Annotated in this window: 19 protein-coding genes, 2 tRNA genes and 1 pseudogene; 10 read left to right on the forward strand and 12 right to left on the reverse strand. The window is 67.7% G+C overall.

Annotated features, from left to right (window positions below; translation table 11 throughout):
• Together AC5RV2_RS06535 and AC5RV2_RS06540 are read right to left on the reverse strand one after the other, a co-directional pair.
• The coding region (locus tag AC5RV2_RS06535; RefSeq protein WP_494091695.1) for a shikimate kinase at positions 1–481 on the reverse strand (481 nt) is incomplete at its 3' end.
• Between the two features lie 157 nt (positions 482–638).
• A pseudogene (locus AC5RV2_RS06540) lies at positions 639–907 on the reverse strand (PLP-dependent aminotransferase family protein); the annotation flags it as partial.
• 136 nt (positions 908–1043) lie between these two features.
• Here AC5RV2_RS06540 and AC5RV2_RS06545 point away from each other — a divergent pair.
• Together AC5RV2_RS06545 and AC5RV2_RS06550 are read left to right on the forward strand one after the other, a co-directional pair.
• The gene (locus AC5RV2_RS06545; protein ID WP_494091696.1) at positions 1044–1511 is read left to right on the forward strand and encodes a hypothetical protein; all 468 of its coding nucleotides are present in this window, start codon (positions 1044–1046) and stop codon (positions 1509–1511) included.
• A gap of 101 nt (positions 1512–1612) precedes the next feature.
• On the forward strand, positions 1613–1909 hold the full coding sequence (locus AC5RV2_RS06550; RefSeq protein WP_494091697.1) for a hypothetical protein: 297 nt from the start codon (positions 1613–1615) through the stop codon (positions 1907–1909).
• A gap of 379 nt (positions 1910–2288) precedes the next feature.
• On the opposite strand, the gene AC5RV2_RS06555 is transcribed toward AC5RV2_RS06550, so the two are convergent.
• Positions 2289–2376 (reverse strand) — tRNA-Ser (locus AC5RV2_RS06555).
• Between the two features lie 172 nt (positions 2377–2548).
• Positions 2549–3031, reverse strand: a complete 483-nt coding sequence (locus AC5RV2_RS06560; protein ID WP_494091698.1) for a nucleoside deaminase — start codon at positions 3029–3031, stop codon at positions 2549–2551.
• Positions 3032–3092: 61 nt separating this feature from the next.
• Here AC5RV2_RS06560 and upp point away from each other — a divergent pair, with 61 nt between their 5' ends.
• Together upp and AC5RV2_RS06570 are read left to right on the forward strand one after the other, a co-directional pair.
• Positions 3093–3728, forward strand: coding sequence for a uracil phosphoribosyltransferase (gene upp / locus AC5RV2_RS06565; protein WP_494024648.1), 636 nt, complete (start codon positions 3093–3095; stop codon positions 3726–3728).
• 528 nt (positions 3729–4256) lie between these two features.
• Positions 4257–5120 (forward strand): winged helix-turn-helix domain-containing protein, encoded by an 864-nt coding sequence (locus AC5RV2_RS06570; protein ID WP_494091699.1) that lies wholly within the window; start codon positions 4257–4259, stop codon positions 5118–5120.
• A 24-nt stretch (positions 5121–5144) separates the two neighbouring features.
• Here the strand turns inward: AC5RV2_RS06570 and AC5RV2_RS06575 are convergent, their stop codons facing one another.
• Positions 5145–6596 carry a dihydrolipoyl dehydrogenase family protein gene (locus AC5RV2_RS06575; protein ID WP_494091700.1) on the reverse strand — a complete coding sequence of 484 codons (1452 nt, stop codon included), beginning with the start codon at positions 6594–6596 and terminating at the stop codon, positions 5145–5147.
• A 55-nt stretch (positions 6597–6651) separates the two neighbouring features.
• Here AC5RV2_RS06575 and AC5RV2_RS06580 point away from each other — a divergent pair, with 55 nt between their 5' ends.
• Positions 6652–7173 (forward strand): SixA phosphatase family protein, encoded by a 522-nt coding sequence (locus AC5RV2_RS06580; RefSeq protein WP_494091701.1) that lies wholly within the window; start codon positions 6652–6654, stop codon positions 7171–7173.
• A gap of 133 nt (positions 7174–7306) precedes the next feature.
• Here AC5RV2_RS06580 and AC5RV2_RS06585 read toward each other — a convergent pair whose 3' ends face one another.
• The 4 genes from AC5RV2_RS06585 to AC5RV2_RS06600 form a co-directional block, all read right to left on the reverse strand.
• Positions 7307–8395 (reverse strand): NAD(P)-dependent alcohol dehydrogenase, encoded by a 1089-nt coding sequence (locus AC5RV2_RS06585; protein WP_494091702.1) that lies wholly within the window; start codon positions 8393–8395, stop codon positions 7307–7309.
• A gap of 98 nt (positions 8396–8493) precedes the next feature.
• On the reverse strand, positions 8494–9384 hold the full coding sequence (sigJ, locus tag AC5RV2_RS06590; protein ID WP_494091703.1) for an RNA polymerase sigma factor SigJ: 891 nt from the start codon (positions 9382–9384) through the stop codon (positions 8494–8496).
• 1 nt (position 9385) lies between these two features.
• On the reverse strand, positions 9386–9934 hold the full coding sequence (locus AC5RV2_RS06595) for a carboxymuconolactone decarboxylase family protein (RefSeq protein WP_494091704.1): 549 nt from the start codon (positions 9932–9934) through the stop codon (positions 9386–9388).
• Positions 9935–10104: 170 nt separating this feature from the next.
• Positions 10105–10181: transfer RNA gene (locus tag AC5RV2_RS06600), tRNA-Arg, on the reverse strand.
• 403 nt (positions 10182–10584) lie between these two features.
• Between AC5RV2_RS06600 and AC5RV2_RS06605 the strand changes: the two genes are divergently transcribed.
• Together AC5RV2_RS06605 and AC5RV2_RS06610 are read left to right on the forward strand one after the other, a co-directional pair.
• On the forward strand, positions 10585–12423 hold the full coding sequence (locus AC5RV2_RS06605) for a phosphoenolpyruvate carboxykinase (GTP) (protein ID WP_494091705.1): 1839 nt from the start codon (positions 10585–10587) through the stop codon (positions 12421–12423).
• Positions 12424–12673: 250 nt separating this feature from the next.
• On the forward strand, positions 12674–13237 hold the full coding sequence (locus tag AC5RV2_RS06610) for a hemerythrin domain-containing protein (RefSeq protein WP_494091706.1): 564 nt from the start codon (positions 12674–12676) through the stop codon (positions 13235–13237).
• A 25-nt stretch (positions 13238–13262) separates the two neighbouring features.
• On the opposite strand, the gene AC5RV2_RS06615 is transcribed toward AC5RV2_RS06610, so the two are convergent.
• The 3 genes from AC5RV2_RS06615 to AC5RV2_RS06625 all read right to left on the reverse strand — a co-directional run bounded on the left by AC5RV2_RS06615 (position 13263) and on the right by AC5RV2_RS06625 (position 15737).
• Positions 13263–13712, reverse strand: coding sequence for an RrF2 family transcriptional regulator (locus tag AC5RV2_RS06615; protein ID WP_494091707.1), 450 nt, complete (start codon positions 13710–13712; stop codon positions 13263–13265).
• Between the two features lie 61 nt (positions 13713–13773).
• Entirely contained in the window at positions 13774–14262 is a 489-nt protein-coding gene (locus AC5RV2_RS06620; protein ID WP_494091708.1) for a hypothetical protein, read from the reverse strand.
• Positions 14259–15737: a phosphohexomutase domain-containing protein gene (locus tag AC5RV2_RS06625; protein ID WP_494091709.1), complete on the reverse strand. Its 1479-nt coding sequence runs from the start codon at positions 15735–15737 to the stop codon at positions 14259–14261. The genes AC5RV2_RS06620 and AC5RV2_RS06625 overlap by 4 nt, the downstream gene beginning before the upstream one ends.
• 70 nt (positions 15738–15807) lie before the next feature.
• On the opposite strand from AC5RV2_RS06625, the gene AC5RV2_RS06630 reads away from it, so the two are divergent.
• The 3 genes from AC5RV2_RS06630 (at position 15808) to AC5RV2_RS06640 (ending at position 19793) form a co-directional block, all read left to right on the forward strand.
• Positions 15808–17997, forward strand: coding sequence for a RecQ family ATP-dependent DNA helicase (locus AC5RV2_RS06630; protein WP_494091710.1), 2190 nt, complete (start codon positions 15808–15810; stop codon positions 17995–17997).
• A 90-nt stretch (positions 17998–18087) separates the two neighbouring features.
• The gene (locus AC5RV2_RS06635) at positions 18088–18450 is read left to right on the forward strand and encodes a PadR family transcriptional regulator (protein WP_494068561.1); all 363 of its coding nucleotides are present in this window, start codon (positions 18088–18090) and stop codon (positions 18448–18450) included.
• Complete coding sequence (locus AC5RV2_RS06640) at positions 18450–19793, forward strand: permease prefix domain 1-containing protein (RefSeq protein ID WP_494091711.1); 1344 nt, start codon at positions 18450–18452, stop codon at positions 19791–19793. The genes AC5RV2_RS06635 and AC5RV2_RS06640 overlap by 1 nt, the downstream gene beginning before the upstream one ends.
• Positions 19794–19843 lie beyond the last annotated feature (50 nt).

Raw genomic sequence — 19843 nt, forward strand, 5'->3', positions numbered from 1 at the left:
CTGCATCATCGAACCATTCAGCGAGAAAATCGTGTCCCGAGCTGATCCAATCAGTCCCTTTCGCCGCGACTGATCTTTCACGTAGTTCGGCCAGCCCTGCGCCCCGGGCTGCTTCAGGAAGGACCAGTACAACGTGGTCCACGTCCCCGAGCGCTGCACTTACACGCGCGAAGCATGCGGAATCAGTAAACGAGGTATGCCCGGCGCCGAGCGCAAGGACAGTTCCAGGATGTTCCTCGACTGCTCGTCGTACCGCGTGAGCACGTGCCGGCTCCCATTCCCGTTCTGCTGCAACTCGGCCTATCTCAGCGCTTCGATGGACCAAACGCTCGATGCTCCAGCCGACCTCCAGGTAGTAGGCCTCGCCAATATCGTCCATATCAAGAAACTCCAGCCCGAGCTCTCCGGCGACAAGTCGACCCAGCGTCGACTTTCCCGCAGCAGCAGGCCCGATCAAGACAACAGCAGGAGAAACTGGCATGGCTAGATCCTTGCACGACGGGCTCCCATGGAGGTGGTGCCGGCCCAGGAAGTTGGTTTTGACCGGCGGCCGTAACGAGCGATCGGTCGCTAATCCAACCTATCGGGTGTGCGGGCGGACGTCGGTGCTGGGGAGGCACAACGTAGGGAACCTGGTTCTACTGGTTGTTGCGTTCGAGCGAGCGACCGAGGACGCGGGCGCCTTCTGGGAGTTCTTCAGGGTTGGGGCCTGCGTAATTGAGCCGGAAGTACGGGCCTGCGGGCTCGGCGGGAAACGGTTCAGTGCCGAGGGCGATGATGACATTGCTGGATTCGCACTCCCGGGTCAGCTGTTCGAGATCGGTCCATCCGGCAAGCACGCCCAGAGGTTCAGACCTCCTTTCGGCAAGTGGTCGATGTGGGCCTGTGGGGCGTGCTGCCGGAGGCTACAGTGTCCGATGCAGGATCCTTAGATGAACACTTCTCAGGAGGGCCTACGCCACCTGGCGTGGAGGCGGTCGCGGGGATCAAGTAAGAGCTGACGGGTCCTTGCATAATAGAAGGCCGACTTCAACACGCTGAACTTGACGGGGAACATCAAGGGCGCCGGCCAACCGTACGAGGGAGGGCAGCGGCAGTGGCAAAAGATCAAACATCGCGACACCGTTGACGTGATCTGCGGAGCAGTCATCGGTCCCCTCTCACGCCCCGAGGCCATCGTCGCCGGGCTGCGGATCGACGGGGAACTCCGCATCGTCGGACGCTCCGCCCCGCTCAAAACCTCGGCCGCGAAACTGCTGGGATCCCAACTCCAGGCCGCAGACCCGGATCATCCTTGGCCGCACCGGATCAAATCCGCGATCATGGACCGGTTCAACGCCGACGCAGGAGAAACCGAACTGACACTCGTAGAACCGATGGTCGTTGAAGTGTCAGCCGACACCGCGATGACCGGTACATCCTTCCGGCACGCCATACGCTTCCTCCGGGCCAGACCGGAGTTAGACCCTGCAGACGTTGTACTTCCTGGCAGGGGCGCCCATCGTCCGTGACCGCACTGCGGTACACAATGTCAACTGCCGCACCTGTACGGGCACGGCAGTGGATCCACGTGGCTGTTCCGGCGCCCTTGGCGTGTAGCTATGGTTAGGCCATGACAGGCAGCGGGCCGCGCAACGCTTGGTTGCGGATGACAGACCGGATGGGTCTGACCGAACCTGGGGTCAAGCCGGCGAGGCCCAGCCCGCGCGTCCTGCTGTTCTCAGTCGTCCTATGGTTCGTGTCGGCTCTGGTCTGGTTCGCGATGGTCATGCAAACGCAGGGTGAAATTCAGGTTTTGTACGTAGTCCTGGTTCTGACTTCGCTCACATTGAGCGTGGCCAACTTCGCGATGCTGCGCCAGTCAAGGAAGAACGGGGGCGGCTCAAGGTTGGATCGCACGGGCGAATAGGTCCGAATGTTCCATCTTTGTTCTCCGTCACCTCCAGTTACTACCCACCCTCTACGGCCACTGTACGTAGAGGGTTCCAGTTGTGTGCAGTTGGGTCGTAACCACCACCTCATTGGTTTCCGAAGTGATCCACGCCGACCAGGCAATCCAAGTCGTGGGATACATCTGCGTCTCCACGGCCAAGCAGAACATCGCCCCCCCGACGTACAGGGTGCGACGCTGGTCGCGAGACCACCCGTTAGGGAGTATGAGCTGGAGCGGGTCGAGGAGTCTGCTGCGACGTCATTCGACGTACGCGAACGCCTTTGCCATGGCGATTACATCTGCACCACGCCGCACTGAGAATGCAGAAAACCCCCGGATCTCCGGGGGTTTTCTATGGCGGTGACGGTGGGATTTGAACCCACGTTGGCTTTCACCAAACAACATTTCGAGTGTTGCACCTTCGGCCGCTCGGACACGTCACCAACGCGTCAACTTTACCCGCTGTTGGGCCTGAGCCCCAAAACGGCCCGGAGGGACGGCCGCATTGGCCGAGTCTTCGTCCACGTGGTGAGGCCGGAGTGGCACCGAAGTGAGTGGGAGGGGCGTGCACGTGCAACACCGGAAAGCACATGTGCAGCACCGGAAGGGAGAGGGTTAGCCCGGCGGGAGTTCGCCGCGGTGCCGCGCGAAGAACTCGCGCAGCATGGCGGCTGACTCCTCCGTCCGCACCTCCGGGTAGACCTCTACCCAGTGGTTCAGCCGGCGCTCGCGCAGGATGTCGAAAACACTGCCCGCCGCCCCGGCCTTCTCATCCCACGCGCCGAAGACTACTTTCGGGATGCGGGCGAGCACGATGGCGCCGGCGCACATGGCGCAGGGCTCCAGCGTGACCACCAGCGTGCAGCCGTCAAGGCGCCAGGAGCCAAGCTTGCGTGCCGCCTCCCGAATGGCCACCATTTCGGCATGGCCGGTAGGGTCGTGCAGCGCCTCCCGTTCGTTGCGTCCGGAACCCAGCACCGCGCCGTCGGGCCCCATCACCACGGCACCGATCGGCACATCGGAGGTCTCCAGGGCCAAGCGGGCCTGGTCCAGGGCAAGACCCATCCACTGGCGGTGCTGCGGATCAATCGGGCCCATGCCACCATTCTGGCAGGCCCGATGTTTGTCCCTGCTATCCGGCTGCCGGTAGTTTTGTGGAATGCGCGTACTCGAAGTGGACCATCCCCTTGTTGCCCACAAACTCACCGTTCTCCGCGACAAGACCACTCCGTCGCCCGTCTTCCGCCAGCTCACCGAAGAACTGGTGACCCTGCTGGCCTACGAGGCCACCCGCGACGTCCACACCGAGCCGGTGGAAATCGAAACCCCGGTGACCCGGACCACCGGGACCGCCTTCACCAAGCCCACCCCGCTGGTGGTGCCCATCCTACGCGCCGGCCTCGGCATGCTCGAGGGCATGACCAAGCTGGTGCCGACCGCCGAAGTCGGCTTCCTGGGCATGGCGCGCAACGAGGAAACGCTGGACATCATTACTTACGCCGAGCGGCTGCCGGCCGACCTCACCGGCCGCCAGGTGTTCGTGCTCGACCCCATGCTGGCCACCGGCGGCACGCTGCGTGAATCCATCAAGTTCCTCTTCGCCCGCGGTGCCGCCGACGTCACCTGCATCTGCCTGCTGGCGGCACCGGAGGGCCTGCAGGCGCTGCGCGATGAACTCGAAGACAAGAACGTCTCCATCGTGGTGGCCTCCATCGACGAGCGGCTGGATGAAAAGGCCTACATCGTGCCCGGCCTGGGCGATGCCGGCGACCGGCTCTACGGCGTAGCGGGCTGACCCAGCCGACCGGGGGCGCCTTTCACGGGGACTGGCGGGCTGCAACACCGGGGCCCACACGTTCCAGTGGTGTCCACATTTTGGACGGTTTGCAAACGCCGATGCTTTGCACCTAATGCGCTTGACGCCGCGGCAAATAGATCACTGCATACTTATTCATCAGCGCCCCGCAAGGGCCGCTCTCGGTTGATATTTATGCACCGTCGTGGTGTGATGTGTGGCACAAAAGCGCTGCTTCTTCTCACTATGTGAGACAAGCAGGCTTATATTACTTGCACGTAAGCATTGTTACGCGCCAGACTCATTGTTGTGAACAACAACGCAACAGCATCTGCAGCCGCAGCCTTCAGTTACGGGACGTATCCCGGCGCACTGGCGGACTGTTGCCGAATGCAGGCCTAACTCACCACCCCTCGAGTTATTCCAGGCAATTCATCTGTCCAATGGCGGGCACCAGAAACACATCCCGTGCGGGCATACCCATGCATTCGCGCCGCGATGACGGCCATTTTCACACATGAGGTTCTAATGTCAGTTTCATCCGGATACGTCCACATCTCCGTCCGCAACGCCCAGAACCGTGCGGCAGCCGCGCAGCGACAGGCAGCCGGGCAGAACCCGCAGTTCGCCGGGCAGCCGTCTTACCCGGGGGAGCAGCAGGCCTACCGCGTGCTGCGCGCGGTTCCCGGCCAGTTCGACGCCGCTGCCCCCCATCCGACCACCGCCCCCACCCCCGTGGTCACCCCCAACGGAATTCCCGGCCCGCAGCCGGTGTCGAACGACACTGTTGCCCGCGGGTTCGTTCTCTATGTGGGCCTGGACGAGGAAGCTGCCGCCGCCCAGGGGACCACGCTGAGCAAGCTGGCCTCCCAGGTGCGCGCCTACGTGCAGTCGCTGGCTGCGGACGCCCAGACCCACGGGGCCGTGGCCCTGGCGCCGGCCGACGCCCCGGGCGAGAACATTGACGTGGTGCGCCAGGCCCTGGGCGATCCGACCGTCAGCCGCCGCCCGCGGACCGCGGCCGTGGAAATCCAGCGGCAGCCGCAGCCGGCGTCGCACGCCAGCCGTCCCAGCGGCGTCCTGATCGACCTGTCCCGCCGCGAGGTGCACCTGGACGGGGAGACCCTGAACCTGACGTTCAAGGAATTCGAGCTGCTCAACTACCTCGTGGAGAACGCCACCCGCACCGTCGGCCGCGAAGAGCTGCTCTCCGGGCTGTGGAAGAACGCCGAGGAAGTCCCGAACGAACGGACCATTGACGTGCACATCCGCCGGCTCCGTTCCAAGCTGGGCCGCCTGGCCAACACCGTTCGCACCGTCCGCGGCCAGGGCTACCGCTTCTACGAGCACCCGGAAGTAGTGGTCTGGGCCGCGCCGGAGTACTCCATCTAGGTCCTGCCCGGCTCCGCCGCCGCGCTACAGCCCGTACGCCTCGAGCAGGCGGAGCCACACCTCACTGATGGTGGGGTAGGAGGGCACCGCGTGCCAGAGCCGGTCCAGCGGGACCTGGCCGACGACGGCGATGGTCGCCGAGTGCAGCAGCTCGCTGACGCCGGGGCCGGCGAAGGTCATGCCCACGACGACCCTGCGGTCTTCGTCCACGACCATCTGGGCCCAGCCCTGGTAGCCGTCGGCATACAGCGAGGAGCCGGCGACGGCGATCGGCAGCTCGGTGACGGACACGGCGAGCCCGCGCTCCCGTGCCTGCTCTTCGGTGAGGCCGACGACGGCGACCTCCGGATCGGTGAATATCACCGAGGGAACCGCCGCGTCGTCGGCAGTGCTGGCAAAGCGGCTCCACGGTTCCGGGTCGCCGTCCAGCTCGCCGGCCGCCCGGGCCGCGATCGCGTCCCCCGCGGCCCGCGCCTGGTACTTGCCCTGGTGCGTCAGCTGGGCCTTGCCGGCGGCGTCGCCGACAGCATAGAGCCAGCCCCCGTCGACGCCGGCCACGCGTCCGCTGGCGTCGACCTGCAGCCGCTTTGGATTCTGCCCCAGCTCCTCCAGGCCCAAGTCCGCGAGGGCCGGCCGTCGTCCGGTGGAAACCAAGAGCTTTGCGGCCGTGACGGTGTCCGCCGCCCCGGTCTCCCCGTCCGCACCCGCAGCCGTCAGCGTGAGGGTGATGCCGCCGTCGTGCGCAGCCGCCCGTGACGCCGCCGTGTGGAGCCGGATCCGCACGCCGTCGCGGCGCAGCCCGGCTTCCACCAGCCGCCGCGCGGGTTCGGGGACGCTCGCCAGCAGGTCCCCGCGTGCCACCAGGGTGACGTCGGTGCCCAGCCGGGCATACGCCTGCGCGAGCTCGCAGCCGGAGACGCCGCCGCCCAGCACCAGCAGGCTCTCCGGAACTTCCCGGGCGGCGGTGGCTTCGCGCGTTCCCCAGAAATCGATGCCGTCCAGCCCGGGCAGCGGCGGCACGTTCGGCGTGGAACCGGTGGCCAGCACGACGGCGTGCCGTGCGGTGATGCGGGTCCGGGTCCCGTCGTCGTCAGTTGCCGTCACTTCGCGCGGACCCGTGAGCCGGGCGGTGCCGCGGACCAATTCGATGCCGGCGCCCTTCACCCACTCCACCTGCGAGGCGTCGTCCCAGCCGGAGGTGAAGGAATCCCGGCGGGCCAGCACGGCCTCCGCCGCCAGGCCGCCGGTCACGGCTTCGGCCGCGCCCTTGACGCCGCGGGCGGCCTGCAGGGCCGTGCCCGGGCGCAGCAGGGCCTTGGAGGGCATGCAGGCCCAATAGGAACACTCGCCCCCGACCAGGGCCGATTCGACCAGGATGGTTTTGAGTCCGCCGCGGGTGGTCCGGTCCGCCACATTCTCGCCGACCGCCCCGGCCCCGAGTACCACGACATCCGCTTCCAGCGTCCGCTCTGCCATGTCCCGAGCCTCGCATCGCGCGGAGGCGCTGACAAGGGCCGCATACACTCGTGGTGTGAACGACCACCACCTGAAGAAGCTGATGATCATGCGTCACGCCAAGGCCGCGTGGCCGCTGGGCGTCGAGGACCACGAGCGGCCGCTGGCGCAGCGCGGCCACAACGAGGCACCGCAGATCGGCCGGTGGATGGTGGAGCACAACTGCATCCCGGACTTCATCCTGTGCTCGTCGGCACTGCGGACCCGCCAGACCTGCACTTGGGTGTGCAGCGAGCTGGGGGAGAAGGCGCCGACTCCCATGCTGTCCGACGAACTCTACGACGCGCCGGCCGTGCAGGTCCTGTCCGAGATCAACCAGCTGCCCGACACCATTACGTCCCTGCTGGTGGTGGCCCACATGCCGGCGGTGCAGGACCTGGCGATGCGGCTCGCGTCGGTGGATTCCGATGAGGAGGCCGTGGTGGACATGGCCACCCACTATCCAACCTCCGGCCTGACGGTGCTGCAGCACGGGAAGAGCTGGGCGGAGCTGGACGGGCGTGACGCCGCGGTGACCGACTTCGTGGTGCTGCGCTGACGCGGGCCGGCCGGAGCCTCGCGCTGCGCTGACCGGGCAGGGCCGGCGCCTCGCGCTGGACGCGTTTCAGCCGGCGCCTCGCGGGGCGCTGACGCAGGCCGGGCCGGCGCCTCACCGTCCCGGACTCCGCCGGTCAGAAGAGGAGGATCGGCTTGATCGTGGAACCGTTGGCCGAATCCTCGAACCCCTGGTTGATGTCGGCAAAGGGGTAGGTCTTGACCAGCTTGTCGTACGGGAACCGTCCCTGCTTCCACAGCTCGATCAGGCGCGGGATGAAGACCTGATACACCGAGCTGCCCTGGACATTCATTGTGAACGTCCATCCCTTGACCTGGGACTCGCCGATCTCGAACGGCGCCTCGGTGCCGAAGGTCGTGTTGCCCACGGCCACGAGCGTGCCGCGGAAGGCCAGCGCCCGGGCGGCCTGGTTGAGCACCGCCGGCACGGAGGTGGTATCGACGATGTAGTCCACACCCTCCCCGCCGGTGATGCGGTTCAGCTCCTCGCCCATGTCCGTCTTGGCGGAGTTAATGGTGTGGGTGGCGCCAAGTTCGAGGGCCGTCTCCAAGCGGTTGTCGTGCAGATCCACCGCGATCACCGTCGTGCAGCCGGCGATCTTGGCGGCCATGATCGCTGCCGAGCCGACCGCGCCCGCACCGATCACCGCCAGCGATGTTGCCGGCTCCGGCCGCAGCTCGTTGAGCACAGCCCCGGCCCCGGTCTGCAGCCCGCACCCCAGCGGGGCGAGCATCTCCAGCGGAACCTCGGGGTCCACCTTGACCACGCAGCGCTCCAGCACGTTCGCGTACGACGAGAAGGACGACTGGCCGAAGAAGTGCGAGGCCACGGATTCGCCGTCGGCCGAGAGCGCGGTTCGGCGACCACTGAGATTGATGGCGATGTAGTGCTCGCAGTAGGCCATCTCCCCGCGGCGGCACTGCTTGCACGTGCCGCACGATGCCGGCGCCAGCACCACGTGGTCACCGGGCTCGACGCTCGTCACCGCTATTCCCACATCCTCCACAACGCCGGCGCCCTCGTGACCGAGCACCGCCGGCCACTGGAGGGGATACGCGCCGTCGCGGGCGGTTGAATCCGTGTGACAGATGCCGGTGGCGACCATGCGGACCCTCACCTCGTCGGGCCGGAGATCGGCGAGCTCCAGTTCTTCAACTGAAAGCGGTGCGCCCGTCTCGCGCACGACGGCGGCGGTGACCTTCATGGGTATTCCTCCTATATCCGGGACCAACACATAACAGGACCGCACACGATGGCGCGGACTCCCGTTTCAACCGTCTCATGCCCGTCGGGTCGGTGCAGCTAGATGCGGATGCGGCCAAGCTTGTCCGGGTTCCGGATGAGGAAGATTTCCCGGACCAACCCCTCATCGATCCGGAAGCCGGCGACCGTGTCCACCGCGCCGTCCGCATCGACCGCCACCAACCCGGGCAGCCCGTTGACGTCGGCGACGTGCAGGTGGAAGGGGGTGTCCGGGTTGCCGGTGATGCCGAGCAGGAAGCGCAGCACCTTCTCCACCCCGAAGATGGGCCGCAGCGCCGCGGTCTTCTGGCCGCCGCCGTCGCTGGTCAGCACAACGTCCGGAGCCAGCAGGCCCAGCAGCGGCTCGATGGCCCCGGTGTTGGCTGCCTGCAGGAACTGCTCGGTGATCCTCCGGTGCAGGGCAGGATCAACTTGGTTCCTGGCTTGCCGGCTCGCGACGTGGCCGCGGGCACGCGAGATGAGTTGCCGCACCGCCGCGGGCGAGCGGCCCAGCGTCCGGGCAATCTCTGGTGCCGGGTAGCCGAAGACCTCGCCCAGGATGTAGGCCGCACGTTCCAAGGGGGAGAGCTGTTCCAAAACCACCAGCATGGCCAGCGAAACATCGTCGGCCAGCACGGCAGCTTCGTCCGGTGCGGGAGGGCTCGGGGCATCCGGCAGGGAGCTGACCGGCTCGGGCAGCCAGGGCCCGACGTAATTTTCGCGGCGGCGTTGCTGGGCGCGGATCTGGTTCAGCGCCAGATTGGTTACCGTTCGCAGCAGGAAGGCCCGCGGCTCACGGACATGGTCCTGCGGCACGTCGGAGAACCGCAGCCATGCCTCCTGCAGGACGTCCTCGGCGTCGGCGGCGCTGCCCAGGAGGCGGTAGGCCGCCCCAAAGAGCAGCCCGCGGTGCTGTTGGAACACGGCCAATTTCTCCTGGGTCGTCGACATGTCAGCCTCCTACGCTGCAGGTTTCCTTGAAGCCCTGGCTGGCCAGGCCCAACGCGGCGTTCACCCTCGACCGCTGGTTCTCCACCGCAACCAGATAGGTCAGTTCCGCCAGCTGGGCCGGGTCAAGATACTGCTTCAGCCTTTCCACTAAGTCGTCGGTGACTGTGGGTGGGGTCGCGGTCATGGCCTCTGCATAACCGAGCACATCGCGCTCCAGCTGAGTGTAAACCGAAGCCGTGTGCCAGCGCGGAACCTCCCGCAGTTTCGCCGGTTCCACGCCCTGGTGATGAAATTCCCAGTAGCCGAAGTCGAGGCACCAACTGCAGCCGATAGAGGAGGCCGCCCCCATGACGGCCAAAGCCTTGAGCACGGGCGGCAGGGTGTTGAACCTGGCAACGGATCGTTCGTGCCGCAGCCAGGCAAACAGCACCCGCCGGTTGTGCAGCATGGCCAGGCCGGGATCCAGCACCTTGCCGTACTTCCGCTTGCTGTAGCCCGCCATGATTTTCAGGAACAGGCTGGGGGAGTGCTCCAGGGGTATCCGTGCCATGCCGGCCTCCTCGTCGTTGCCCCGGCGCGCGGGGATACACGGAAGACACTGCGGAAGCAGCGAGTGTGACATGCAGCCCGGAGGGGGCGTGCGGCCGGTAAACCGCCGGAGCCGGGGCACCTGCCGGCAAAGAAAAATGCAGCCCGGTCGATGACCGGGCTGCATGTGTTTGGTGCGCCCAGAGGGATTCGAACCCCCGGCCTTCTGTTCCGTAGACAGACGCTCTATCCAGCTGAGCTATGGGCGCTTGGCCTCGCGGCCGGATACAACTGTAGCGTGTTTGCCGGACAGTCGCCAAATCGAGGGAGCCCCGCCCGCCTCCGCCCCGGAATTGCGCGTATCGCGGCCTGGGGGCGCCGCGCCTCACCCCCAAGCCCGCCTGTCTGGCGCTGGGGTGTCAGCGTCGCGGAGCCGCGGCGCCGGGCTGCTGATCTTGGGAAACCGGGTCGAGCCTGCCCTCGGAAGGACACATTAACTAGACCGGTCTATATGACCTTAATCACAACTGTGGGCCTTGACACGTCGAAAAACCCCGGAATTCCGGGCTCATCCTATCCAAGGCGGGCCAATCCCCTTTTTCTGCAGCCCGCTGGTCTAGCCATCGACCCATAGCATCTAGAAACACCACTGGCCCAGGAAAGGGATGAGTCATGGGCGATATCACGCGTCAGCCGGTTCTTGAGGAAACACTTATGGATGCCCCAACTACACACGCAAAGCTTCTGGCCTGGGTTGCCGAAGTTTCAGAGCTGACGCAGCCCGACTCAGTCTATTGGGTGGACGGCTCCGAAGAGGAGTACGCACTCCTGACCGATCAGCTGGTCGAGGCCGGGACGCTGAAGCGGCTGAACCCGGAGCTGTTCCCCAACTCTTTCGTCGGCTTCTCCGACCCGAAGGACGTCGCCCGGGTCGAAGAGCGGACCTTCATCTGCTCCGAGAAGGAGGCAGACGCAGGGTTCACCAACAACTGGATGGACCCCGCGGAGATGAAGTCGATCCTCACGGAACGCTTCGCCGGCAGCATGCGCGGACGCACCATGTACGTGATCCCCTTTGTCATGGGGCCCCTGGATGCGGAACAGCCGCAGTACGGCGTCGAAATCACCGACTCGGCCTACGTGGTCGCCTCCATGCGCATCATGGCGCGGATCGGCACCGACGTGCTGCGCAAGATGGAGGCTGAGGACGCCTTCTTCGTCCCCGCGCTGCACTCCGTCGGCGCCCCGCTGGAACCGGGGGAAGCCGACGTCGTCTGGCCGTGCAATGAGGAGAAGTGGATCGTGCACTTCCCCGAGGAGCGGTCCATCTGGTCCTACGGCTCGGGCTACGGCGGCAACGCGCTGCTGGGCAAGAAGTGCTACGCCCTGCGCATCGCCTCGGTGATTGCCCGCGACGAAGGCTGGCTGGCCGAGCACATGCTGATCCTCAAGCTCACCAGCCCGCAGGGCAAGGCGTACAACATTGCGGCCGCCTTCCCCTCGGCCTGCGGCAAGACCAACCTCGCGCTGCTGGATCCGACCATCGACGGCTGGAAGGCCGAGACCCTCGGCGACGACATCAACTGGATGCGCATCGGCAAGGAGGGCGAACTGCGCGGCGTGAACCCCGAGTACGGCCTGTTCGGCGTCGCACCGGGCACCGGCTGGAGCACCAACCCCAACGCCATGCGCGCCATCGCCAAGGGCAACTCCATCTTCACCAACGTGGCGCTGACCGACGACGGCGGCGTCTGGTGGGAGGGCATGACCGACGACGTGCCCGATCACCTCATCGACTGGCAGGGCAACGACTGGACGCCCGACTCCGGCCGGCCGGCGGCGCACCCGAACTCGCGCTTCTGCACGCCGATCTCGCAGATCGACATGCTGGCCCAGGAGTACTACAGCCCCGACGGTGTGGAGATCCACGCGATCCTCTTCGGCGGGCGCCGCAAGACCACCATCCCGCTGGTTACCCAGGCCCGCTCGTGGACCAACGGCATCTTCATGGGCTCCACCCTGTCGTCGGAGACCACCGCGGCAGCCGCCGGCGCCGTCGGCGTGGTCCGCCGCGACCCGATGGCCATGCTTCCGTTCATCGGCTACAACGCCGGCGACTACCTCAAGCACTGGGGCACCATCGAGGGCAAGGCCAACCCGGACCGCCTGCCCAAGGTATTCCTGGTCAACTGGTTCCGCCGCAATGCCGACGGCGGCTTCGCGTGGCCGGGCTTCGGGGAGAACTCCCGCGTGCTCAAGTGGGCCATCGAACGCATCGAGGGCACCGCGGACGCCACGGAAACCCCGATCGGCTACATCCCGACCGGCGACTCCATCGACCTGACCGGGCTGGACATGACCCAGGCGCAGGTGGAGGAAGCCGTCAAGGTGGATCCGGCGGAGTGGAAGGAAGAGCTCAAGGGCATCGAGGAATGGTACGCGCAGTTCGGCGATTCCCTGCCCGATGAGCTGGACGCCGAACTCAAGCAGCTACAGGCCCGCTTCGCCTGAGTGACTGAAGACGGGACGCCACCACAGGCTCCCGACATGAGGCCCCCGCGCAGCTGCGCGGGGGCCTCATCCGCTTAACGGCGGATCATTCGGGCGGGATGGCCCCTGTCCCTCCGGTCTAGACCGCCATCCGCGATTTCGCGCTCCCGCGCCCCGTAAAACCCGTCGGCCGTGGCTTCGGGTTCCGCTCATTGGTATGTTAAGCCCTCCTACGCACGCTCAGGAGCAACGACCCAAGGAGGGGCGTTCCATGGCCGATACTCAGGGCGGGGATGTCATCGATATCCTCACGACCGATCACCGCGAAATGATCGAACTGCTCAGTCAGATCGAGCAGACCGCCGACCCGGGCCAGCGCCGGGACCTGGCCGATACCGTCATTGCCGAGGTGATGCGCCACGCCGTCGCCGAGGAGATGCTTGTCTACCCCGCGATCGAAGAGCACGTGCCGAACGGCAAGGAAGAGGTTGAGCATGACAAGAAGGAGCACGAGGAGATCGTCCAGCTGATGAAGCGGATGGAGGACGTTGACTCTTCCGACCCAACCTTCATGGAGCTGGTGAGGGAACTGGAGGGGCAGCTGCGCCACCACGCCAACGACGAGGAGACGGATCAGTTCCCGAAGCTGCGCGCCCACATCTCTCCGGAGCGGCTCGCCGAGCTGGGTGAAAAGGTCCAGAACGCCAAGAAAGTCGCGCCGACCAGGCCCCATCCCAGCGCCCCGCACTCCGAGCTGTTCCACAAGACCGTGGGGCCCGGGGTCGGCATGGTTGACCGGCTGCGCGACAAGCTCTCGGGACGCCAGACCGGCTGAGTCCGTGGGGGTGGCCCGCCGCGGATCAAGCGGGGCGGCGCGTGAGCAACGTCATAAAGACGGGTTCCATCTGCGACCGGTGCGGCAACGACGACACGACGAGGGGATCCAGTTCGCGGTAAAAGGCCTCGCGGGCCCGGCGCAGCGCTCCACGCAGCCCGCAGTTGTTGTTCATCGGGCAGTCGCCGCGGGCGGACTCGCAATCCACCAGGTCCTCCCGCGCGTCGAGGGTCCGCAGCAGGCCGCCCACCGTCGCCAGCCGTCCGGCGGCGCTGATCCGGATGCCGCCGGAGCGGCCGCGCACCGCCTCGACCAGTCCGAGCGAGCGCAGCTTCAGCACCGCCTTGCTGACGTGGTTGTACGGGACGCCAACGCCGTCGGCGACCGCCTGTGTGGTCATCAATTCGCCCTCCGGCGCCGCGGACAGCAGCATCAGTGCACGCAGGCACACGTCGGAGAAGGCATTGATGCGCATGTGCCAATTTTAGCCGCCTGGGGCGGCCGGAATTGCCGCCGTTCCGCGCGGCGCCGGCGGATCAGTCCCGGGGCGGCCCGGTTCCTGCGTCGGGTTCCTCGTCGGGCCAGACGAAGCGTTCCTGCGGGTCCACGAACGGGTCCGGGTAGCTCCAGGCGCCGTCGTCGTCGTGATGGTAGGGCTGGATGGCCGAGACCGCGATGCCGGCCGAGTGCTCCACGGCAATCTGGATCGCGTCGGCGTCCTCTTCGGGCAGGAAGATGTCGCTGATCACGGCGATGGCGCGGAAATCGGCGCGGTCATGGCGCAGGGTGGCGTACAGGTCCTCGATCATGCCGTCCACGTTGACCTCGGCGGCCTCCGCGTCCAGGTCATCGGGGGAGACGACGACGAGCCGCAGGCCGCCGTCGTGCGTGGTGACCAGGGCCGCGGGCAGGAACGCCCCGTGCTCGGTCAACTGTTCCTGCGCCACCCCGAGCCCGGTTCCGAACAGCGTGTCGATATCGGCCAGGATCTCCGCGGGGATGCCCTCCCGCCATGAGGCACTCATGCTGTTTCCCGGACGCGGGCCAGGACGTGCCCGCGGAGGGTCTCGAGCAGGCCGGGGCCGGTCGCTTCGGCGTTCAGCCGCAGGAAGGGTTCGGTGTTGGAGGGGCGGAGGTTGAACCACCAGGTGCCGTCGTCGGCGATCACGGTGGTGCCGTCGAGCCGGTCCACGCTCACGCCGGTGCCCGCGTAGGCGGCCGGGCAGTTGGCGGCGGTGGTGCCGGTTCCGGCCGCGGCGGGGTCGGACGCGAGGGCGGGGGCGAAGTCGGCCAGCACGCGGGCGATTGCGGCGTCCTTGTCTTCGACCTGGGAGTTCAGTTCGCCGGTGGCGTGGTAGGGGTCGTATTCGGCGGCCAGCTTGGACAGCGGTGCGTCCTGCTCGCCGAGGGCGGCGAGCACGTGCATGGCGGCGAGCATGCCGGTGTCGGCGTTGTAGAAGTCGCGGAAGTAGTAGTGCGCGGAGTGTTCGCCGCCGAACACGGCCTTCTCCTCGGCCATGTGCGCCTTGATGAACGAGTGTCCCACCCGGGTGCGGACCGGGCGTCCGCCGGCGGCGGTGATGGTTTCGGGCACGGCGCGGGAGGTGATCAGGTTGTGGATCACCGCCGGGCTTTCTTCGCCGGCGGCGCGGGCGCGGGCGATTTCGCGCCGGGCGACCAGCGCGGTGATCGCCGAGGGGGAGACCACCGCCCCGGTCTCATCGATCACGAAGCACCGGTCGGCGTCGCCGTCGAAGGCCAGGCCGAGGTCTGCCCCGTGCTCGATGACGGCGGCCTGCAGGTCCACCAGGTTTTCCGGTTCCAAGGGGTTGGCCGGATGGTTGGGGAACGTCCCGTCCAGTTCGAAATACAGCGGCACGACCTGAAGCGGCAGCGCCGGCAGCAGGGTGTCGCCAAGCACGGCGGGGGTGGTCATCCCGGCCATGCCGTTGCCGGCGTCCACCACTACCTTCAGCGGCCGGATGCCAGCCAGGTCCACCAAGGAGCGCAGGTAGGAGGCGTAACCTGCCAGCACATTGGTTTCGCTGATGGTCCCGGGTTCGGTGCCGTCGGGGATCCCGGTCTCGAGGTACTTCTGCGCCAGATCGCGGATGTCGAACATGCCGGTGTCGGAGGAGACCGGCACCGCCCCGGGCTTGGCCATCTTCAGGCCGTTGTACTGCGCGGGGTTGTGGCTGGCCGTGAACACCACCCCGGCGGCGTCCAGGGACCCGCAGGCGTAGTAGAGCTCATCGGTGGAGATCAGCCCCAGCATCTGAATGTTGGCCCCGCGGCCGGCCGCGCCGTGGGCGAACGCGGCGGCGAATTCCGGCGACGACGGGCGCATGTCGCCGCCCACCAGCACGGTCTGCCCGGCCAGGGACAACACGTCCACGAACGCGGCGCCGGTCGCCTCGACGGTCGCCGCCGTAATGGTTTCGCCCACGATCCCGCGGACGTCGTACGCCTTGAAGGACAGGCCAAGATCTATGCTGCTCACTTCACCAGCTTATAAGGGGCTGCTGTGGAAAAGGGCCAGGTTGTCCTCAGCGGCTGCGATACTGGGCAGCATGGCTGAGCTGATCGACGGGACAATGGACGCGGCGACGACGGGAGCTACGGGGCCCGGGGAGGACGACGGCGGGCTGCGCGGGGAGGCCACCGCGCTGCTGCGTGCCCTGGTGGGCAATGACACGGCCGAGTTCCACGAGGGCCAGTTCGAGGCTGTCGAGGCGCTGGTTTCCGGCGGGCGCCGGGCGCTGGTGGTGCAGCGCACCGGCTGGGGAAAGTCGGCGGTCTACTTCGTGGCGAGCCTGCTGCTGCGCCGCCGCGGCGCCGGCCCCACCCTGATCGTCTCGCCCCTGCTCGCGCTCATGCGCGACCAGGTGGCGGCGGCCGAACGCGCGGGCGTGCGGGCCGCGGCGATCAACTCGGCGAACCAGCTGGAATGGGGCCAGGTCCAGGAGCAGCTGGCCGCCAACACGGTGGACGTGCTGCTGGTCTCGCCCGAGCGGCTGAACAATCCGCGGTTCCGCGACGAACAGCTGCCGCAGCTGGTGCAAAGCTCCGGCCTGCTGGTGGTCGACGAGGCGCACTGCATTTCCGACTGGGGCCACGATTTCCGCCCGGACTACCGCCGGATTCGGGACCTGATCGCCCGGCTGCCCGAGCGGGTCCCGGTACTGGCCACCACGGCCACCGCCAATTCCCGCGTGGTCCACGACATCGAAGAGCAACTCGGCGTGCACGCCGCCCCCGGGCACGACGGCGGAGTGCTCACCATCCGGGGCCCGCTCGCCCGCGCCTCTTTGCGCCTGGGAGTGCTCCGCCTGGCCAGCCCGCGCGCCCGGCTCGGGTGGCTGCTCACGCACCTGGACGACCTGCCCGGCAGCGGAATCATCTACTCCCTCACGGTTTCCGCCGCCGAGGACACGGCCCGGCTGCTCCGCGAGGCCGGCCACGAAGTGGCCGCCTACACCGGCCGGACCGACCCGGCCGAGCGGGAACAGGCCGAGGCGGCGCTGAAGGAGAACCGGGTCAAGGCGCTCGTGGCCACCAGCGCCCTCGGCATGGGCTTCGACAAACCCGACCTGGGTTTTGTGGTGCACCTGGGTGCACCGAGTTCTCCGGTGGCCTACTACCAGCAGGTGGGGCGCGCAGGCCGCGGAACTCCGAACGCCGACGTGCTGCTCCTGCCGGGTACTGAAGACCGGGACATCTGGGAGTACTTTGCCACCGCGTCGATGCCGAACGAGGGCACGGCCACGGCCGTGCTGCGCGAGCTCTCCGTCCCGGGGACCGTGCTGTCCACCGCCGCGCTGGAGACGCTGGTGAACCTGAAACGGTCCCCGCTGGAACTCTTGCTGAAGGTCCTCTCCGTGGACGGCGCGGTGCGCAAGGTCAGCGGCGGCTGGGAGGGAACCGGCCAGCCCTGGACCTACGACGCGGAGCGCTACGGACGCATTTCGCAGGCCCGGGTGGCCGAACAGAACGCCATGCTGGACTACGAGAACACCTCCGGCTGCCGGATGGAATTCCTCGCCAGGGCGCTGGACGATCCCGCCGCCGCGCCCTGCGGGCGCTGCGACAACTGCGCCGGACCCTGGTACTCGGACACCGTCGCGGCCGAGGCCACCGAAAGCGCCGGCGCCGCCCTGCAGCGTGCCGGCGTCGAACTGGAGCCGCGCGCCATGTGGCCCAGCGGCATGAACAAGCTGGGCGTGCCGGTCAAGGGCAAGATCCCGCCGGCGGAGGCCAACGGCAGCGGCCGCGCCCTGGCCCGGCTGACGGACCTGGGCTGGGGCGGGAAGCTGCGCGAGGTCTTCGCGGACGGGGCGCCGGATCGCGAAGTGGACCCGGCCATGCTCAACGCCTGCGTCCAGGTCCTGGCGCAATGGGGTTGGGCACAGCGCCCGGTCGGCATCGTCAGCGTCCCCTCCCGCAGCAGGCCGCTGCTGGTGCAGTCGCTGGCCCGCGGCCTGTCCGAGATCGGCCGGCTGCCCTACCTGGGCGAGCTCGCCGTCCCGCACGGCGGACCCCGCAGCGGCCCCGGCGGCAACAGCGCCTTCCGGTTGGCCGACGTGTGGGACCAGTTCCAGGTCCCCGAGGGCGGCGAAGCCTGGCTGGCGCAGAACCGCGGCCCCGTGCTGCTGGTCGACGACGTCGCCGACAGCCGCTGGACCCTGACCGTGGCGGGACGCGCGCTGCGCCTGGCCGGGGCCGAAGCGGTCCTGCCCTTCGTCCTGGCCCTCAAGGCCTGAGCCCCCGCCGCCCTCGCCGGAAGGCCGTCCTGCCGGATACCTAGAGCTGCTAGGGTAGTACCTTGCAGATCTAGGTATCAGGAGGACCCTTTGCGCATTGACAAGGACCTGGTCGCCGCTTCGGCCACCCCGCTCGTGCTGGGGATATTGTCGGAGGGCGAACTGTACGGCTACGCCATCAGCAAGCGCGTGAGCGAACTGTCCGACGGGGGGCTGGAGTGGACGGACGGCATGCTCTACCCGCTGCTGCACCGACTCGAGCGGTTCGGGTATGTGTCGTCCTCGTGGGGCCTCTCCGAGGCAGGCCGGCGGCGCAAACACTACGCCATCACCGCCCAAGGCCGGGAGGTGCTCGCCGAGCGGCAGCAACAGTGGACGGTGGTCGCCGAGACCTTGCGGCGGGTGTGGCAGGCAGTGCCGCCGCCCGCGGCCCCGGTCGAAGGGTGGGCCTGATGGAACCGCATGCCGAGTTGGAAGCACAGATAGACCGGTGGCGCGGGTACGTCCGGCGGCGGCAGGCGATTTCACCCGCGGACCTCGATGAACTCGAGGATCACCTGCGCGGACAAATCGCCGACCGGCAGGCGTCAGGGCTGGACGACGAGGAGGCCTTCCTCGTCGCGATCAAGCGCCTGGGCAATCTGGATGCGGTCTCGCGTGAGTTCGCCCGCGAGCACTCCGACCGGCTGTGGAAGCAGTTGGTGCTCGTCCCGCAGGACGCCGACTCCGCGGCGCCGCCATGGCGGGAGCTCGCCGTCGTCCTGGCACTCGCCATTGGAGCAGGGGTGGCCGTCAAGGCAGGCACCCTGTGGCTCGACGGCGCGGTCCTGGCGCGCAACCTCGGCCTCCTCGTCTTCCCGTTCCTTGCCGCGTACTTCGCTTGGAAACGCCGGTTGACGGTGCCCAAGGCGGCGGCGCTGCTCGTCCCGTTTGCCGCGCTGGCCGTGCTGCTCAATGCCTACCCGTTCGCGGCCGCCGGTTCCACCGAGGTGCTCGCCGTGCTGCACGCCCCGGTCGTCCTGTGGCTGCTGGCGGGCGTGGCCTACGTTGGCGGCAGGTGGCGGGAGCACAGCCGGCGCATGGACTTTGTCCGGTTCACCGGTGAGCTCGCGATCTACTTCACGCTGCTGGCCCTCGGCGGGGCTGTGCTGATCGGGCTCACTTTCGGCGCGCTGCAGGCTGTCGGCGTCGACTTCGAGCCGGCGATGGAGGCCTGGATCCTGCCGTTCGCCGTCCCGGGCGCGCTGGTCGTAGCCGCCTGGCTGGTAGAGGCCAAGCAGAACGTCGTCGAGAACATCGCCCCGGTGCTCACCCGCGTCTTCACGCCCCTGACCATCGTGATGCTGCTGGCGCTGCTGGCAGTGCTCACGGCGGCCGGCGGCCTGGTGGACGTCGACCGGGGGCTGCTCATCCTGATGAACGCGATCCTCGTGCTCGTCCTGGCCCTGCTGCTGTACGCCATTTCTGCCCGCGACGCGCTGGCGCCGCCGGGCCTGTTCGACGGACTGCAATTGGTCCTCGTCGCCGCCGCGGTCGCGGTCGACGCGGTCATGCTGACGGCGATGCTGACCCGGATCGCCGAATTCGGTACCAGCCCCAACAAGGTCGCCGCGCTCGGCCTGAACCTGCTCCTGCTGGTGCATTTGCTGCGGGCGGCCTGGCTCACCGTCGGGTTCCTGCGCGGGCGGCGGCCCTTCGCAGCGCTTGAGCGCTGGCAGACAGGGTACCTGCCGGTCTACGGTGCCTGGGCCGCCGTCGTCGTCGTGGCCTTCCCGCCGGTCTTCGGCTTCGCCTGACGTGCCGGCCGCCTGACGTGCGGGCCGCCGGTGGGCGGCAGGGCGGGCCC

The organism is Arthrobacter sp. Y3225116 (genome assembly GCF_059091245.1).

Excerpts from the sequence above, each read along its gene's own strand:
- AC5RV2_RS06570 (WP_494091699.1), top strand. The coding sequence starts at position 4,257 with ATGTCAGTTTCATCCGGATACGTCCACATCTCCGTCCGCAACGCCCAG.
- AC5RV2_RS06585 (WP_494091702.1), bottom strand. The coding sequence starts at position 8,395 with ATGAAGGTCACCGCCGCCGTCGTGCGCGAGACGGGCGCACCGCTTTCA.
- AC5RV2_RS06575 (WP_494091700.1), bottom strand. The coding sequence starts at position 6,596 with ATGGCAGAGCGGACGCTGGAAGCGGATGTCGTGGTACTCGGGGCCGGG.
- AC5RV2_RS06610 (WP_494091706.1), top strand. The coding sequence starts at position 12,674 with ATGGCCGATACTCAGGGCGGGGATGTCATCGATATCCTCACGACCGAT.
- AC5RV2_RS06605 (WP_494091705.1), top strand. The coding sequence starts at position 10,585 with ATGGGCGATATCACGCGTCAGCCGGTTCTTGAGGAAACACTTATGGAT.
- AC5RV2_RS06615 (WP_494091707.1), bottom strand. The coding sequence starts at position 13,712 with ATGCGCATCAATGCCTTCTCCGACGTGTGCCTGCGTGCACTGATGCTG.
- upp (WP_494024648.1), top strand. The coding sequence starts at position 3,093 with ATGCGCGTACTCGAAGTGGACCATCCCCTTGTTGCCCACAAACTCACC.
- AC5RV2_RS06640 (WP_494091711.1), top strand. The coding sequence starts at position 18,450 with ATGGAACCGCATGCCGAGTTGGAAGCACAGATAGACCGGTGGCGCGGG.
- AC5RV2_RS06595 (WP_494091704.1), bottom strand. The coding sequence starts at position 9,934 with ATGGCACGGATACCCCTGGAGCACTCCCCCAGCCTGTTCCTGAAAATC.
- AC5RV2_RS06550 (WP_494091697.1), top strand. The coding sequence starts at position 1,613 with ATGACAGGCAGCGGGCCGCGCAACGCTTGGTTGCGGATGACAGACCGG.
- sigJ (WP_494091703.1), bottom strand. The coding sequence starts at position 9,384 with ATGTCGACGACCCAGGAGAAATTGGCCGTGTTCCAACAGCACCGCGGG.
- AC5RV2_RS06560 (WP_494091698.1), bottom strand. The coding sequence starts at position 3,031 with ATGGGCCCGATTGATCCGCAGCACCGCCAGTGGATGGGTCTTGCCCTG.
- AC5RV2_RS06620 (WP_494091708.1), bottom strand. The coding sequence starts at position 14,262 with ATGAGTGCCTCATGGCGGGAGGGCATCCCCGCGGAGATCCTGGCCGAT.
- AC5RV2_RS06630 (WP_494091710.1), top strand. The coding sequence starts at position 15,808 with ATGGCTGAGCTGATCGACGGGACAATGGACGCGGCGACGACGGGAGCT.